Below are 15,582 nucleotides of genomic sequence, written 5' to 3' on the forward strand. Positions count from 1 at the left end.
TCGACCCAAGAGCCTTGGCCCCTTTGCGTAGGGGCGGGCTTGCCCACGAAAGGGCAGCCCCCCGGAGAACACACATGACCGACACCCCGCTGTCCCCCGCCGAATTCGAGCAGGCACTGCGCGCCAAGGGCGCCTACTACCACATCCATCACCCCTATCACGTGGCGATGTATGAAGGCCGGGCGAGCCGCGAGCAGATCCAGGGCTGGGTCGCCAACCGCTTCTACTACCAGGTGAACATCCCCATGAAGGATGCGGCGATCCTCGCCAACTGCCCGGACCGGGAAATTCGCCGCGAGTGGATCCAGCGCCTGCTGGACCATGACGGCGCCCCGGGTGAAGACGGTGGCATCGAAGCCTGGCTGCGTCTGGGCCAGGCCGTGGGCCTGGACCCGGACCAGCTGCGCTCCCAGGAGCTGGTGCTGCCCGGCGTACGTTTTGCCGTGGACGCCTACGTCAACTTCGCCCGCCGCGCCAGCTGGCAGGAAGCCGCCAGCAGTTCGCTGACCGAGCTCTTCGCCCCGCAGATCCACCAGTCGCGCCTGGACAGCTGGCCCCAGCATTACCCGTGGATCGACCCGACCGGCTACGAGTACTTCCGTACCCGTCTGGGCCAGGCCCGTCGCGATGTCGAGCACGGCCTGGCGATCACCCTGCAGCACTACACCACCCGTGCCGGTCAGGAACGCATGCTGGAAATTCTCCAGTTCAAACTGGACATCCTTTGGAGCATGCTCGACGCCATGAGCATGGCCTATGAATTGAACCGCCCGCCCTATCACAGCGTCACCGATCAGCGGGTCTGGCATAAGGGGATCACCCTATGAGTTTCGACCGCAGCAAAACCCCACGCTGGCGTCCCGGCTACCGCTTCCAGTACGAGCCGGCACAAAAGGGCCATGTATTGCTCTACCCGGAAGGCATGATCAAGCTCAATGACAGCGCCGCGCTGATTGGCGGCCTGATCGACGGCGAGCGCGACGTGGCGGCGATCATCAAGGAACTTCAGCTGCAGTTCCCAGGCGTGGCCGAGCTCGGTGACGACATCGAGCAGTTCATGGAGGTCGCCCGTGCCCAGCACTGGATCGAACTCGGCTGAGTCGGTGCTGCTGCCCGACAAACCGGAAGTCGGCCTGCCACTGTGGCTGCTGGCCGAGCTGACCTATCGCTGCCCACTGCAATGCCCCTACTGTTCCAATCCGCTGGACTTTGCCGAGCAGGGCAAGGAGCTGAGCACCGAACAGTGGATCAAGGTGTTCCGTGAAGCGCGGGAGATGGGCGCGGCGCAGTTGGGCTTCTCTGGGGGCGAGCCGTTGGTGCGCCAGGACCTCGCCGAACTGATCGGCGAGGCGCGCAAGCTGGGCTTCTATACCAACTTGATCACCTCCGGCATCGGCCTGACCGAGCAGAAGATCAGCGACTTCAAGAAAGCCGGCCTGGACCATATCCAGATCAGCTTCCAGGCCAGCGACGAGCAAGTGAACAACCTGCTGGCCGGTTCCAGGAAAGCCTTCGCCCAGAAGCTGGAGATGGCCCGTGCGGTCAAGGCTCACGGCTATCCGATGGTGCTGAATTTCGTCACCCACCGGCACAACATCGACAAGATCGACCGCATCATCGAGCTGTGCATTGCCTTGGAAGCCGACTTCGTCGAACTCGCCACCTGCCAGTTCTACGGCTGGGCCCAGCTCAACCGCGTCGGCCTGCTGCCCACCCGGGAGCAACTGGTGCGCGCGGAACGCATCACTAACGAATACCGCGCCAAGCTGGAAGCCCAGGGGCACCCCTGCAAGCTGATTTTCGTCACCCCGGACTACTACGAGGAGCGTCCCAAGGCCTGCATGAACGGCTGGGGCAGCATCTTCCTCACCGTCACCCCGGACGGCACCGCCCTGCCCTGCCACGGTGCGCGGCAAATGCCGGTGAAGTTCCCCAATGTGCGCGACCACAGCATGCAGCACATCTGGTACGACTCCTTCGGCTTCAACCGCTTTCGCGGTTACGATTGGATGCCGGAGCCATGCCGCTCCTGCGACGAGAAAGAAAAGGACTTCGGCGGCTGCCGCTGCCAAGCCTTCATGCTCACGGGGGACGCCAGCAATGCCGACCCGGTGTGCAGTAAATCGGAACACCACGGGATGATTCTCAAGGCCCGCGAAGAATCCGAAACGGCCACCCAAACCATTGAACAACTGGCCTTTCGCAATGAACGAAACTCACGCCTCATCGCCAAGGGTTGAGCCCTTCAGCGCCAACCAGGCCACCACCGCCGGGATCGATTTTGCCGAGCTGCAACTGACACCCGATGGCGTGTTCTGGAATGAATACCGTCCTGCGGACGCCAGCTGCCGGATCTGGCATTGGCAGAAAGGCCAGGCCCGCTGCCTGACGCCACCAGGGTTCAGCGTCCGCAGCCGCGTCTATGAATACGGCGGGGGCGCCTTCTGCCTCAGCGGCGACTTCCTGCTGTTCGTCAATGAAGCGGACCAGCAACTGTATCGGCAACCCCTGGCAGGCGGCGCGCCAGTGGCCCTGACCCAAGGCGACTGTCGCTATGGGGACCTGCACGCTCACGCAGATCAAGTACTGGCCGTGGAAGAACGCGCCAAAGAACACCGGCTGGTGGCCATCGACATCCACGGCGGCCAGCGCCACCTGCTCGCCGCCGGAGCCGACTTCTATGCCGCTCCGACCTTGAGCCCCAATGGCCAACGCCTGGCCTGGATCGAATGGGATCGCCCCCATCAGCCCTGGACCAGCACTCGCCTGATGCTCGTCGAACGCCTGGCCGATAGCACTTGGGGTGATCCCCGTTGCATGGCCGGTGATGGCCAGGAAGAGTCCCTGCAACAACCGCGCTTCGATCAGCACAACCAACTCTATTGCCTCACGGATCGCCAGGGTTTCTGGCAACCCTGGGCCGAATCGGCCAGCGGCTTGCGGCCGCTGCCCTGTGCCGCAGCTGATCATGCCCCTGCCCCCTGGCAGTTGGGGTGTCGCACCTGGATGCCCCTTGGCGGGGACTCCTGGTTCGGCAGTTGGACCGAGGAAGGGTTTGGCCGTCTCGGACTGCGTCACGCCGACGGTTCGCAACAGGACTTCAGCGGCAACTACAGCCGCTTTCGCGGCCTGGCGCTGGATAAGCGCTACCTGTATTGCATCGCGGCGTCCCCTGTCAGTCCTTCGGCCATCATCGCCATCGAACGTGAAACCCGGCAGGTGCATGTGTTGGCCGGCGGTGTCGCGCCACTGCCGAAGGAGCGCATCAGCCGACCGCAACCCCTGTGCTATCCCAGCGGCGAAGGACAGGCCCACGGTTTCTTCTACCCGGCCATGAATGGCGTCAACAGACCACCTCTGGTGGTGTTCATTCACGGCGGCCCGACCTCTGCCTGCTATCCGATCCTGGACCCGCGCATCCAGTTCTGGACCCAGCGCGGTTTTGCCGTGGCCGACCTGAACTACCGGGGCAGCAGCGGTTATGGCCGGGCCTATCGCCAGGCCCTGCATCTGCGCTGGGGCGAAGTGGACGTGGAAGATGCCTGTGCGGTGGTGTCCTATCTGGACCAACAAGGGCTGATCGACCCAAAGCTGGCGTTCATCCGTGGCGGCAGCGCCGGGGGCTACACCACCCTTTGCGCCCTGGCCTTCGCCAAGGTCTTCTGTGCCGGCGCCAGCCTATACGGGGTCAGCGATCCCATTGCCCTGACCCGCTCCACGCACAAGTTCGAGGGGGATTATCTGGACTGGCTGATTGGCGATCCAGAGCAGGATAACGAGCGCTATCTGGCGCGCACGCCACTGCTGTACGCCAGCAACATCAGCGTGCCCGTGGTGTTTTTTCAGGGTGAGTTGGACGCCGTGGTGGTGCCCCAGCAAACCCGCGACATGCTCAAGGCGCTCCAGGACCAGGGCATCGCCGCCGAGGCCCATTACTACCCGGATGAGCGCCACGGCTTTCGCAAGGCGGACAATCAGGCTCATGCGCTGGAACAGGAATGGCGGTTTTATCAGAAGGTGCTGCAAGCGCAATGCTGAGCGGGTGCTGCCCGTTCCGTTGGAACGGGCAGCTTGGATAATCAGCGTTTAGCGATGATATACACCGCGTGCACGATACCGGGGATGTATCCGCACAGGGTCAGCAGGATGTTCAGCCAGAAAGCGCCGCCAAAGCCCACTTGCAGAAAGACCCCCAAGGGCGGCAAGAGAATGGCGAAGATGATGCGAATCAAGTCCATAGGGCAGCTCCTGATAGAAGTCGGGCTCGGCTGAGCCTCACCAGCAATCGACCCTGGCCGCGTGCCAGGGTTCACCGCAAATCTTGCCCTCCTGAACAGCCCGGAGACAAAAAAACGCCCCGTGCGAAAAATCGGACACGGGGCGACGCGTTATACCGCGAGACGGTTCAGGAATTCAGTCAACGTAAAGTCGGATGTGCTCGGCACCGATCGTCAGAGAATGCTTCAGGATCAGCACAGATTTCAGACAGCTACTCCCTTGCGGCATTGCAACTGCGCGGTCCGCACGCGGGAAAAGGCCCGGGTCAGGCGCAGGAGCATTTCGTCGATATTGCCCTTGCTGACACTCAGGGCCGGGGTGAAACGCAAACAGTCCGATTGCGCAGCACTGAGCAACAGGCCCTCGTGCAACGCTGCCTTGAGTACCTCCTGCGCTGAGTCGTCCGCCAGGCTCATACCCCAGAACAATCCATGCCCTCGTACCTCGCCCTGGGCATAACGGCCCGCCAGTTGGGTCAACTGCTGTCCCAGGTACTGACCGTTGCTGCGCACTTGCTGCAGAAAACCATGCTCCTGCAGACTGTCCAACACGGCCAGGCCGGCGGAGGTCATCAATGCATTGCCGTGGTGGGTGCCGTCCAGCTCGCCCTGTTCGAAACAACAGGCCTTGCCCCGTGCCAGCAACGCCGCCAGGGGCACCCCGCCGCCGAGGCCCTTGCCCAAGGTGATGATGTCAGCGCGCACGCCATACAATTGCTCAGCCAAGAGGGTGCCGCAACGGCCGATGCCGGTCTGGACTTCATCGAGGATCAACAGAATGCCCAGCTCACGACACAGGCGCTCCACCCCTTTGAGGTAGTGTTCTGTCGCCGGAATGACCCCCGCTTCACCCTGGATCGGCTCCAGCATGATGGCCACGGTCTGAGCATCCACCGCCGCGTGCAAAGCAGGCAGATCATTGAAGGGCACCTGGCTGAAGCCTGGCAGCTGAGGTTCGAAACGATTGCCCGCAGAGCCATTGCCCGCAGCCGATAGCGCGGCAAAACCACGGCCATGACAACTGCGGCTGGCAGTGATGATGCCCGCCGCGCCGCCACGATGCAGCTGGCCCCACTTGCGTGCCAGCTTGATCGCCGCCTCACAGGCTTCGCTGCCACTGCTCAGCAGATAGGCCTGGTCGCTACCAGTGCTACGGCACAGCCGGTCGGCGAGCTTGAGCATGCCGCGGTTGTAGAAGCCCGAGCCGGGATTGATCAGCGACTGGGCCTGAGCGGCGATGGCGTTGACCAGTACCGAAGGGCTGTGGCCCAGGCTGTTGGCGGCCCCGGCCTGAGTGAAGTCCAGGTAGGTGCGATCATTGCTGTCCCACAGCCAGGAGCCCTGGCCACGGACGAACACCGGTTGCGGGCGCTGCACGCTGGGCATCAGGCACTCACTGGCGCAGGCATCGTCCGAGGCGCTCGCACAGGGCTCGATAACCAGATCGTCCAGGCTGGGCGGAGTACGGCGCAGATTGAACAGATTCATGCCCGCAGCCCCTCCAACGGCAGGCCCAGCAGGCGTGAGGACCAATCCTCGACACAGCCGGTGCGCAGACGCTTGATGGCGATATCGCGCCAGCGCGAGGACAGCGCCGGACAATCAATCAGGGTTTTCAGGCCTGTGTGCTCCAGAGGCTCCTGGAAAAAACAGCGCAGGGCCCAGGCCACGGTCAAGCCGGGATAACTGCGCTGGATCAGTTCGAAGGGTTCGTCCGCCTGGACAAAGCCGGGTTTGAGTACCCGGTAGAACCAGCCGCAGCGTCCGTTGTCCTGGGCTTGCTGGGGCAGATTGACCAGGCCCCAACGCTGGCTCAGACGGTAGCAAGGGGAACGGGGCTGGCTGATCTGCAACAGCGCACCGCCCCAACGGAACATGTCCCCCAGGCACACCTGATCTTCGGTCAGGCCACGTGTCGAGAGATTTTCCCCAAAGGCCGGAGCCGTCCAATCGAACTGTGGATAACGTTTGCGCCAGTGGGCGTAATGCTCAGCGGGATAGTGGTGCAGGGCTCGTTCAGGGCCCGTATGGAAGCGCGGATCACCCTGTTCATCGCTGCCCAGGCCTTGTGGCCATAACCAGAGACGGTTTGCAACCGGGTGCTTGTCGGTGTCTATGACCAGACCCTGGCCGAGATTTTTTGCCTTGCCTATGTAAACACCATCGACGTAAACGGTATTCATCGCGCGTCTTGGCCCTGTAAGCCCTGTGAATAGGAGCTAGACTAGGCGTCTTGCGGGCTTCGGGCCATTTCGTTTTTTAAGCTTTTTCGATAAGAAATACTTATGGATTTCAAGCAACTGCGTTATTTCGTCGCGGTGTATGAAGAAGGCCACGTGGGCCGTGCAGCGGAGCGCCTGTCGATCTCACAACCGGCACTCTCCCAGCAGATCCGTCAATTGGAGCAGAACCTCGACGTCAGCCTGTTTGAACGCAGCAGCAAGCGCCTGTTGCCGACCCTGGCCGCCCATACGCTGTACAACCACGCCCTGCCTTTGCTCGACGGCCTGCAACAAGCCCGTGAGGCCCTGCGCAACTTCAAGGGCCAGGCCCTGCGCACCCTGGCCATCGGCGTACTGCAGACGGTGCATAGCAGCCTGGTGCCGCAGATGCTTGAACGAGTGCGCAAGGCCCAGCCCCACCTGGTGGTGCAGATCTACGAATTGACCGGCCTGGAGATCGAACGACGCTTGCTCAATGGCTCGCTGGACATCGGCATCAGCTACCTGCCGCCACGCCAACCAGGTTTGCATGGTGTCCCGCTGTATGAAGATGAGCTGACACTGGTCATACCCGAGCAGCATCCACTGCGCGAGTTCAAGAAGGTCTCCATGAGCCAGGCTGCAGAGTTGCCGATGCTGCTGTTGGGCGAGGAGTTTCAGATCCGCCAGATCTGGCAAGCGCAGCTGGCCAACCTGGGGCGGCGCCCCCAGGTGCAGGCGGAGCTGAACAATATGGCCGGTATTCTCGACAGCCTGCCCCATACACGACTGGCCACCGTACTTCCGGGGCGCTCACAACAACAGCACGGCAACAAGGAACTGCTGTGGAAGCCTCTGAGCGAGCCGAGGGTGCCATTGAAAGTCGGATTGGTCTGTCGGGATCTGCAGCGTCAACAAGGAACGCTGGAACTGCTAAGGACGTTATTGGAGGATTCGATGAATACCCAAGATGGGCGCTTGGGCGGCACTGCGGTGCCAGAAATCCTGGGTTGAAGTCGCGAAAATAAAAAACCCGGACAAAAGAAAACCCCGCCGAAGCGGGGCTTTGCAGACTGTTTCCCTGACATCCTTTTCACTCCGCCATCCTGGCAGAATCCTACGTGTCCATGTTGTTGCTTTGCGCTTCCTGCGCGACGTCCATGTGAAGTAGATTAGCCTCAGCCGTCATCTACCGATATGGACGATCAGCAGCACGTTATGTAAGAGATGACTTACAAACGCTCTCCTCAATTAAAACTGCTCAGCCTCTAACAGGAACAGCGATTCACTACCCGCTTTCACCGAGGCGGTCAGCGAGTGAATACGCGGCAGCAGACGGGCAAAATAGAACCGCGCAGTCCCCAGTTTGCTGGCATAGAAGTCCTCTTCCTGCTCCTTGCCCAGCGCCGCCTTGGCCATCAGGGCCCACATGTAGGCGTAGGCGGTGTAGCCAAAGACCTGCAGGTACTCCACCGAAGCCGCTCCGATCTCGTTGGGGTTACTGATGGCCCGATCCAACAGCCAGGCTGTCAGCTCATCCAGATTATCCAGAGCCTCATTCAAAGGCCGAGTGAATTCGCCCAGTTTCCCATCGGCGGTGGCGGTGAAATGGCGAATTTCATCGGCGAACAGGCTGTAGAACGCGCCGCCGCTGCCGACGATCTTGCGCCCCACCAGGTCCAGCGCCTGAATGCCGTTGGTGCCTTCATAGATCTGGGTGATCCGCACGTCGCGCACCAACTGCTCCTGGCCCCACTCACGGATGTAGCCGTGGCCGCCGAAGATCTGCTGGCCATGAACCGTGGTCTCCAGGCCAAGGTCAGTAAGGAACGCCTTGGCCACGGGAGTCAGCAAGGCCACCAGGCTTTCCGCGCGCTTGCGGGTCTCGGCATCTTCGCTGAACTTGGCGGTATCCAGCTGCATCGCCACATAGGTGGAGAATGCCCGGCCACCTTCGTTGGCAGCCTTCATGGTCAGCAGCATGCGCCGCACGTCCGGGTGCACGATGATCGGGTCGGCGACCTTGTCCTTGGCTTGTGGCCCGGTCGGCGAACGGCTCTGCAGACGGTCACGGGCATATTCCACAGCGTTCTGATAGGAGCGCTCACCGGTGGCCAGCCCCTGGATACCCACACCCAGGCGCTCGTAGTTCATCATGGTGAACATTGCTGCCAAGCCCTTGTTCGGCTCGCCCACCAGATAACCTATGGCTTGATCGAAGTTCATCACACAGGTGGCCGAGGCCTGGATACCCATCTTGTGTTCGATCGAACCGCAGCTCACCGGGTTGCGCTCACCCAGGCTGCCATCGACGTTGACCATGAACTTGGGCACCAGAAACAGGGAGATCCCCTTGGGCCCGGCCGGCGCATCCGGCAGCTTGGCCAGCACCAGGTGAATGATGTTTTCCGTCAGGTCGTGCTCACCACCGGTAATGAAGATCTTGGTCCCGCTGATGGCATAGGAACCGTCAGCCTGAGGCTCGGCCTTGGTGCGAATAATCCCCAGGTCGGTACCGGCATGGGGCTCGGTCAGGCACATGGAACCGGCCCAGACACCAGCGTACATGTTCGGCAGGTAGGTGGTTTTCAGCTCTTCGCTGGCGTGGGCGTTAATCGACAGGCAAGCCCCGGCGGTCAGCATGGGATACAGGCCGAAGGCCAGGCTCGCGGAGTTGACCATTTCTTCGACCTGGGCCGATACCGCCTTGGGCATCCCCATGCCACCGAACTCCGGATCACCGCCCACACCGACCCAGCCGCCTTCGGCGTACGTCTGGTAGGCCTGTGGAAAACCTTCCGGAGTGGTCACTGCCGTGTCCTTCCAGTGACAACCTTCCTCATCGGCGCTACGGCTCAGCGGAGCGATGCTTCTGGCAGTGACTTTGCCCGCTTCCTCCAGAATCGCCTCAACCGTCTCGGCGTCCACAGTTTCGGCCAGAGCTGGCAGTTGAGCCCAGAGTTTGGCGACCTCGAAGACTTCATTGAGGACGAAGCGCATATCGCGCAGGGGCGCTTTGTAGTCAGCCATGGCAAACCTCGCAAGATCTAAACAAGCGGGCCACAACGGGCCCATTTACGAAAAGCCGAGTGTACCCGAACAACTTTTGCGACACATAGGGTCAACTCATGACTTTACTGTTAATTTTAGTCACAACCAGATCCTCGCAAGAAAAAGCCCGCGAGAAGCGGGCCTTGTCCAGGGCACATCAGCGTACTTACAAGGCGAACATCTCCGCCGGCAGGCTCATCAGGCAATCACTGCCTGCTTCGATTGCCGCCAGATGGGCGCCGGTACGTGGCAGCAGGCGCTTGAAGTAAAACGCACAGGTGGCCAGCTTGGCGGTGGCGAAATCGCCGTCGCTTTCACCCGCATCGAGTTGTTGCTGAGCCACCAGGGCCATACGCAGCCAGAGATAGCCCAGGACGATGTAACCGCTGTACATCAAGTAATCCAGGGCTGCGGCACCCATTTCCTCCGGGTTCTTCATGGCGGCCATGCCCACCTGGGTGGTCAACTCGCCCCATTGACGATTCAGACCATCGAGCTGCGCAACGTGGGCCTTCAACTGCGGATGCTCGGCATTGGCCACGCAGAACTTGTGCACGATCCTGGTGAAACCCAGCAACAGCTTGCCCTGGCTACCCAGCACCTTGCGGCCCAGCAGGTCCAGGGCCTGGATACCGTTGGTGCCCTCATAGATTGGCGCGATGCGACAGTCACGCACCAGCTGTTCCATGCCCCACTCACGAATGTAGCCATGGCCGCCAAACACCTGCATGCCGTGATTGGTCACCTCCAGCCCGGTCTCGGTCATGAAGGCCTTGCAGATCGGGGTGAGGAACGCCAGGAGGTCCTCTGCCTGCTGACGCTGCGCCTGGTCGCGACTCAGATGAGCCACATCCAGCAATTGGGCGGTGAAATAGGCCAAAGCCCGGTTGCCCTCATTGAACGCCTTCATGGTCAGCAGCATGCGCCGCACGTCGGGGTGGACGATGATCGGGTCAGCCGCCTTGTCCGGCGCCTTGGGCCCGGACAAAGAGCGCATCTGCAAACGATCGTTGGCGTACTTGATCGCTCCCTGAAAGCTGGCCTCCCCCAGGCACAGCCCCTGCATTCCGGTGCCCAGGCGCGCGTGATTCATCATGGTGAACATGCAGTTCAGGCCTTTGTTGGCCTCGCCGATCAGGAAGCCCTTGGCGCCGTCGAAGTTCAGTACACAGGTGGCCGAGGCCTTGATTCCCATCTTGTGCTCGATGGAGCCGCAACTCACACCATTGCGCTCACCGACTTCACCTGCTGCGTCCGGCAGGAACTTTGGCACGATGAACAGGGAAATGCCTTTGGTCCCGGCCGGGGCGTCCGGCAGTTTCGCCAGCACCAAGTGAATAATGTTTTCACTCATGTCGTGCTCGCCGGCAGAGATGAAAATCTTGCTCCCCGATAACGCATAACTGCCATCGGCCTGTGGCACCGCGCGGGTCTTGATGATGCCCAGGTCGGTACCGCAATGGGCCTCGGTCAGGCACATGGTGCCGGTCCACTGCCCTGCGGTGAGCTTGTTCAGGTACAGCTGCTTCTGTTCGGCGGTGCCATGGGCATGAATCGCCGACATCGCACCATGGGTCAGCCCCGGGTACATGCCCCAGGAGGTGTTGCTGGAACCCACCATCTCGCTGATCACCAGCCCCAGGGAATGGGGCAGACCCTGGCCACCATAGGCAGGATCGGCGGCCAAGCCATGCCAGCCGCCTTCGACGTATTGGGCGAAAGCCTGTTTGAAACCTTTGGGGGTGGTTACGACGCCATTGTCGAAATGGCAGCCTTCCTCGTCACCGGAGCGGTTCAGCGGCGCCAGGACGTTCTCGCAGAACTTCGCCCCTTCCTCGAGGATCGCGCGGACCATGTCCGGGCTGGCGTCGCTGGCTCCCAGTGCGGCGTAACCGCCATGAAAGTCGAAGACATGATCGATCAGAAAGCGCATGTCGCGCAGGGGAGCTTGATACTCGGGCATGGTGATTTCTCCGGCAGCAGGTTTCTCCAACCTACTGCCGCCGCCCTCAGCCTGCCAATGACGCTCCAGTCGCTGAATGCGCCATCATCACTCAACCCGCAGCCGTATCCATGCGCACTGCACCACGGCGATTCTGCCCGAATGCCATGACGCAGTTACGCCCCGCGCCCTTGGCGCTGTAGAGCGCCTGGTCGGCGGACTTGAGCACTTCCTCGGGAGTCCGGTGCTCCATCAGCCGCTCGGCGACACCGATACTGATGGTTACCGAAACACTGGAAGCCGCCGCAACGCCACGGCGTTGGCGGCCTTGCTGGTCGTCCTGGGGGCGATTGTCCTGGTTGCGCAACTGAATGTTGTAGGTAGCGATGATCTCGCGAATCATCTCCAGGTGCGGCATGCACTCGTCCAGGGTCTTGCCGGCAAATACCACGGCAAACTCTTCCCCGCCGTAACGATAGGCACGCCCACCGCCAGTGACTTTTGACAGTTTGCTGGCCACCAGGCGCAGCACCTGATCCCCGACATCGTGACCGTGGGTGTCGTTGAATTTCTTGAAGTGATCGACGTCAGTCATGGCCAGCACATAATTGCGTCCCAGACGCTGCATACGCTCATTAAGCGCCCGACGCCCCGGCAAGCCGGTCAACTCGTCACGGAACGCCATCTGATAAGCCTCATGGGCCACCGCCGCGGCGATCATCAGCATGACTTGACTGCACATGATGTTCAGAGTGAATGGCAGGATGAACGTCTTGGGCAGCATCCAGAACAAACCCAGCAAGCCCACCAACTGCGCTGCGTGCAGTGGGCGCGGACTGCGCCAGTACTGGATCGCCAGCAGCAGGAATGCCGCGAAAAATACTGGATACGACAACTGGATCAGGCTCATCCAACTGCCATGCAACGCCGGCCAACGGATCTCTGCCAACCAGTTCAGCAACGCCTGTGGGTAACTCTGCTCCAGGCCCAGAGCGACGCTGCCAAACGCCAATAACACGGCAAAACGCGCCACCATGTCCTGAAACAGGTGGGTGCGTTCCTGCCAGGCCGCAAACAGGCCAAATAACAAGGGTAGCAACAGGCAGCAGAGGTGGAATACCACCGCGGCATCTTCGCGGACCCTGCCGTTATCCCGGTAGAAATCGGTCTGGGTATCCAGCAGAAAGTAGGCGATGTACACCGTGACCATCAAAAACAGTTCGCGCTGGCGTCGGTACACAGCGCAATAGGCTCCGCCAAGCAATAGCACCAGTGTTGGCAGCACATTGAACAGCGAAGTGAAGAAGACGTTGAGGTCTTTGACGTAGGCGGCCGCCAGCCCCGCAAGCAGAAGCAGCAAAGACGGTAGAAAGTGACTGAAACGTACAGCGGAAGAACGCGGCAAGGGTAAAACTCCGACCCGGCTGATCAATAGATGGCATTGTGCCTTCATTTGCTGAAGTTAAGCACACGTGGTGTGACAGACATCACATTGCCATCTCTTTAACGGCAGGAAATCGCATCTGCTTAGCGATTTAGTCGGGAATTTTCATGAAGATTCTGCAGGCACAAAAAAGCCGCCCGACCCGAAGGGAGAGCGGCTTTCTGAAAAAGTTCGGTGAGGCTTAGTAGGCCAGGCCGAAGTCCTCTTCCTTCATGTCCATCAGGTTGTTGGCACCCGACAACATGGTTGCAACGTGAGTGCGGGTACGCGGCAGGATGCGCTGGAAGTAGAAGCGCGCAGTCTGCAGCTTGGCGGTGTAGAAAGCCTCTTCGGTAGTGCCGGCTGCCAGCTTTTCAGCCGCCAGACGGGCCATGTCGGCCCAGAAGTAGGCCAGGCAGGCATAACCGGAGTACATCAGGTAGTCCACCGAGGCAGCACCCACTTCTTCACGGTCCTTCATCGCGGCCATGCCCACTTTCATGGTCAGCTCGCCCCACTCCTTGTTCAGCGCTGCCAGCGGTGCAACGAACTCCTTCACGGACTCATTGCCTTCGTTGTTCTGGCAGAACTTGTGGACGATTTTAGTGAACCCCTTGAGGGCTTCGCCTTGCGTCATCAGAACCTTGCGGCCCAGCAGGTCCAGGGCCTGGATGCCGGTGGTGCCTTCGTACAACATCGAGATACGGCTGTCGCGAACGTTCTGCTCCATGCCCCACTCAGCGATGAAGCCGTGGCCACCGTAGATCTGCACACCGTGGTTGGCGGACTCGAAGCCAACTTCAGTCATGAACGCCTTGGCGATTGGAGTCATGAACGCCAGCAGTGCATCAGCTTTCTTCTTCTCTTCTTCATCCACACCGTATTTGACGATGTCGACCTGCTTGGCGGTGAAGTACACCATCGCCCGGTTACCCTCGGCGAAGGCTTTCATGGTCAGCAGCATGCGACGTACGTCAGGGTGCACGATGATCGGATCAGCAGCCTTGTCCGGCGCTTTCGGGCCAGTCAGGGAGCGCATTTGCAAACGATCGCGAGCGTATTTCAGACCGCCCTGGAAGCCGATCTCGGCATGGGCCAGGCCTTGCAGAGCAGTACCCAGACGAGCGGTGTTCATAAAGGTGAACATGCAGTTCAGGCCTTTGTTCGCCGGGCCGATGAGGAAACCGGTGGCCGCGTCGAAGTTCATTACACAAGTGGCGTTGCCATGGATACCCATCTTGTGTTCCAGGGAACCACAGCTCACGGCGTTGCGCTGACCGACGCTGCCATCAGCGTTGGGCAGGAATTTGGGCACGATGAACAGCGAAATGCCTTTGGTGCCGGCCGGTGCATCCGGCAGGCGGGCCAGAACGATATGGACGATGTTGTCGGCCATGTCGTGCTCACCGGCGGAGATGAAGATCTTGGTACCGGTGACTTTGTAGGAACCATCAGCCTGAGGTTCGGCCTTGGTGCGCAGCATGCCCAGGTCGGTGCCACAGTGCGGCTCGGTCAGGCACATGGTACCGGTCCACTCGCCGGACACCAGTTTGGTCAGGTAAGCCTCTTGCTGCTCAGGAGTCCCGTGCTCGGAAATGGTGTTCATCGCGCCATGGGACAGGCCTGGGTACATGCCCCACGACCAGTTGGATTCACCGACCATTTCGCTGACTGCCAGGCCCAGGGATTCAGGCAGGCCCTGACCACCGTGCTCAACGTCGTGGGCCAGGCTAGGCCAGCCGCCTTCGACGAATTGCTTGTAGGCTTCTTTGAAGCCAGTCGGGGTCTTAACGCCGGATTCACTCCAAGTACAACCTTCCAGGTCGCCTACACGGTTCAGCGGCGCCAGTACCTGCTCACAAAACTTCGCACCTTCCTCGAGAATGGCGTCAACCATGTCCGGAGTGGCGTCCTGGCAAGCCGGGAGGCTCTGATAGTGCGCCTCATAGCCGAGCAGCTCGTCACGAACGAAGCGAATATCACGCAAGGGGGCCTTGTAGTCAGGCATAGCGATAAACCTCTGCTGATGTAACCGGGAATGAACAACCGCATCGAATTTTTATGGCGGTCAAACAGTTGTTTGAAACATACGTTTACGCCTAAATCTTGTCAAGCGTCGCGCAAATGCCTTTCGTCACCAGCACAAAATCAACGCCCAGGCGAACACCCACAGCACCGGCCATGAAATTGTAGGAGCCGGCTTGCCGACGATCAGCGATGCAGAGGAATAAAACGTGTTACAGAAAGGAAAGGCATGAAGACAAGCCTGCCTTCAATGGAAAGCAGGCTTTAGCAGAGGAGTATCAAGCGTAGGTATCGATCAGCGTACCGAGGACTTCATCAGAGGCCTTGGCGACCTTCACGCCCAGTTCCACCTGGATCTTGCCCATGGACATATCGACCATGCTGCTGGCCAGGTCCGAATCCTGGCTGCGATCCACGCCACGCAGACGATTGACCGAATCCACCGACGCCTGACTGTCGGCAGAGCGCTCAACGGCGCTGCTGGCGATCTGGCTGGAACCTTGATCGACACGATTCTGCCCAGTCTGAATCGCGTTCAGTCCGGCGTAGAAAGCGCTGTTCCCGGAAATTTCCATAGGAGAACTCGACCTTGAAAATGAATGACGGATGTTATTGAAGCAGACCCGTCAAAAAAACACCCGTCAAAAACACTAATGGCAATGT

13 protein-coding genes are annotated in these 15,582 nt (G+C 60.4%); 5 read left to right on the top strand and 8 right to left on the bottom strand.

Annotation, left to right across the window (positions count from 1 at the left end):
- The first annotated feature begins 74 nt into the window (after positions 1–74).
- The 4 genes from pqqC to ACSSVC_RS00895 are packed head-to-tail and all read left to right on the top strand — an operon-like array spanning position 75 to position 4,038.
- Positions 75–827, top strand: a complete 753-nt coding sequence (gene pqqC / locus ACSSVC_RS00880) for a pyrroloquinoline-quinone synthase PqqC (protein ID WP_346633108.1) — start codon at positions 75–77, stop codon at positions 825–827.
- Positions 824–1,099: a pyrroloquinoline quinone biosynthesis peptide chaperone PqqD gene (pqqD, locus tag ACSSVC_RS00885; RefSeq protein WP_346633109.1), complete on the top strand. Its 276-nt coding sequence runs from the start codon at positions 824–826 to the stop codon at positions 1,097–1,099. Before pqqC ends, pqqD begins: the two co-directional genes overlap by 4 nt.
- Positions 1,071–2,240 (top strand): pyrroloquinoline quinone biosynthesis protein PqqE, encoded by a 1,170-nt coding sequence (gene pqqE, locus ACSSVC_RS00890; RefSeq protein WP_346633110.1) that lies wholly within the window; start codon positions 1,071–1,073, stop codon positions 2,238–2,240. Before pqqD ends, pqqE begins: the two co-directional genes overlap by 29 nt.
- Complete coding sequence (locus ACSSVC_RS00895) at positions 2,206–4,038, top strand: S9 family peptidase (RefSeq protein WP_492611905.1); 1,833 nt, start codon at positions 2,206–2,208, stop codon at positions 4,036–4,038. Before pqqE ends, ACSSVC_RS00895 begins: the two co-directional genes overlap by 35 nt.
- Positions 4,039–4,079: 41 nt before the next feature.
- Here ACSSVC_RS00895 and ACSSVC_RS00900 read toward each other — a convergent pair whose 3' ends face one another.
- The 3 genes from ACSSVC_RS00900 to ACSSVC_RS00910 form a co-directional block, all read right to left on the bottom strand.
- Positions 4,080–4,238 carry a YqaE/Pmp3 family membrane protein gene (locus ACSSVC_RS00900; RefSeq protein ID WP_011063854.1) on the bottom strand — a complete coding sequence of 53 codons (159 nt, stop codon included), beginning with the start codon at positions 4,236–4,238 and terminating at the stop codon, positions 4,080–4,082.
- Between the two features lie 243 nt (positions 4,239–4,481).
- On the bottom strand, positions 4,482–5,765 hold the full coding sequence (locus ACSSVC_RS00905) for an aspartate aminotransferase family protein (protein ID WP_346633112.1): 1,284 nt from the start codon (positions 5,763–5,765) through the stop codon (positions 4,482–4,484).
- Positions 5,762–6,460, bottom strand: coding sequence for an MOSC domain-containing protein (locus ACSSVC_RS00910; protein ID WP_404937796.1), 699 nt, complete (start codon positions 6,458–6,460; stop codon positions 5,762–5,764). Before ACSSVC_RS00910 ends, ACSSVC_RS00905 begins: the two co-directional genes overlap by 4 nt.
- 102 nt (positions 6,461–6,562) lie before the next feature.
- On the opposite strand from ACSSVC_RS00910, the gene ACSSVC_RS00915 reads away from it, so the two are divergent.
- Positions 6,563–7,492, top strand: coding sequence for a LysR family transcriptional regulator (locus tag ACSSVC_RS00915; protein ID WP_346633114.1), 930 nt, complete (start codon positions 6,563–6,565; stop codon positions 7,490–7,492).
- Positions 7,493–7,729: 237 nt separating this feature from the next.
- On the opposite strand, the gene ACSSVC_RS00920 is transcribed toward ACSSVC_RS00915, so the two are convergent.
- The 5 genes from ACSSVC_RS00920 to ACSSVC_RS00940 form a co-directional block, all read right to left on the bottom strand.
- A complete protein-coding gene (locus ACSSVC_RS00920; RefSeq protein WP_346633115.1) occupies positions 7,730–9,508 on the bottom strand; it encodes an acyl-CoA dehydrogenase C-terminal domain-containing protein in 1,779 nt (592 codons plus the stop codon).
- A gap of 187 nt (positions 9,509–9,695) precedes the next feature.
- Positions 9,696–11,492, bottom strand: coding sequence for an acyl-CoA dehydrogenase C-terminal domain-containing protein (locus tag ACSSVC_RS00925; protein ID WP_492611906.1), 1,797 nt, complete (start codon positions 11,490–11,492; stop codon positions 9,696–9,698).
- Between the two features lie 91 nt (positions 11,493–11,583).
- Positions 11,584–12,876: a GGDEF domain-containing protein gene (locus tag ACSSVC_RS00930; RefSeq protein WP_102861949.1), complete on the bottom strand. Its 1,293-nt coding sequence runs from the start codon at positions 12,874–12,876 to the stop codon at positions 11,584–11,586.
- A gap of 220 nt (positions 12,877–13,096) precedes the next feature.
- Positions 13,097–14,902, bottom strand: a complete 1,806-nt coding sequence (locus tag ACSSVC_RS00935; RefSeq protein ID WP_346633117.1) for a phenylacyl-CoA dehydrogenase — start codon at positions 14,900–14,902, stop codon at positions 13,097–13,099.
- 295 nt (positions 14,903–15,197) lie between these two features.
- Positions 15,198–15,494: a pyrroloquinoline quinone biosynthesis protein PqqE gene (locus ACSSVC_RS00940; protein WP_346633118.1), complete on the bottom strand. Its 297-nt coding sequence runs from the start codon at positions 15,492–15,494 to the stop codon at positions 15,198–15,200.
- Between the last annotated feature and the right edge of the window lie 88 nt (positions 15,495–15,582).

It is taken from the genome of Pseudomonas sp. E1BtOHC1 (genome assembly GCF_058744285.1).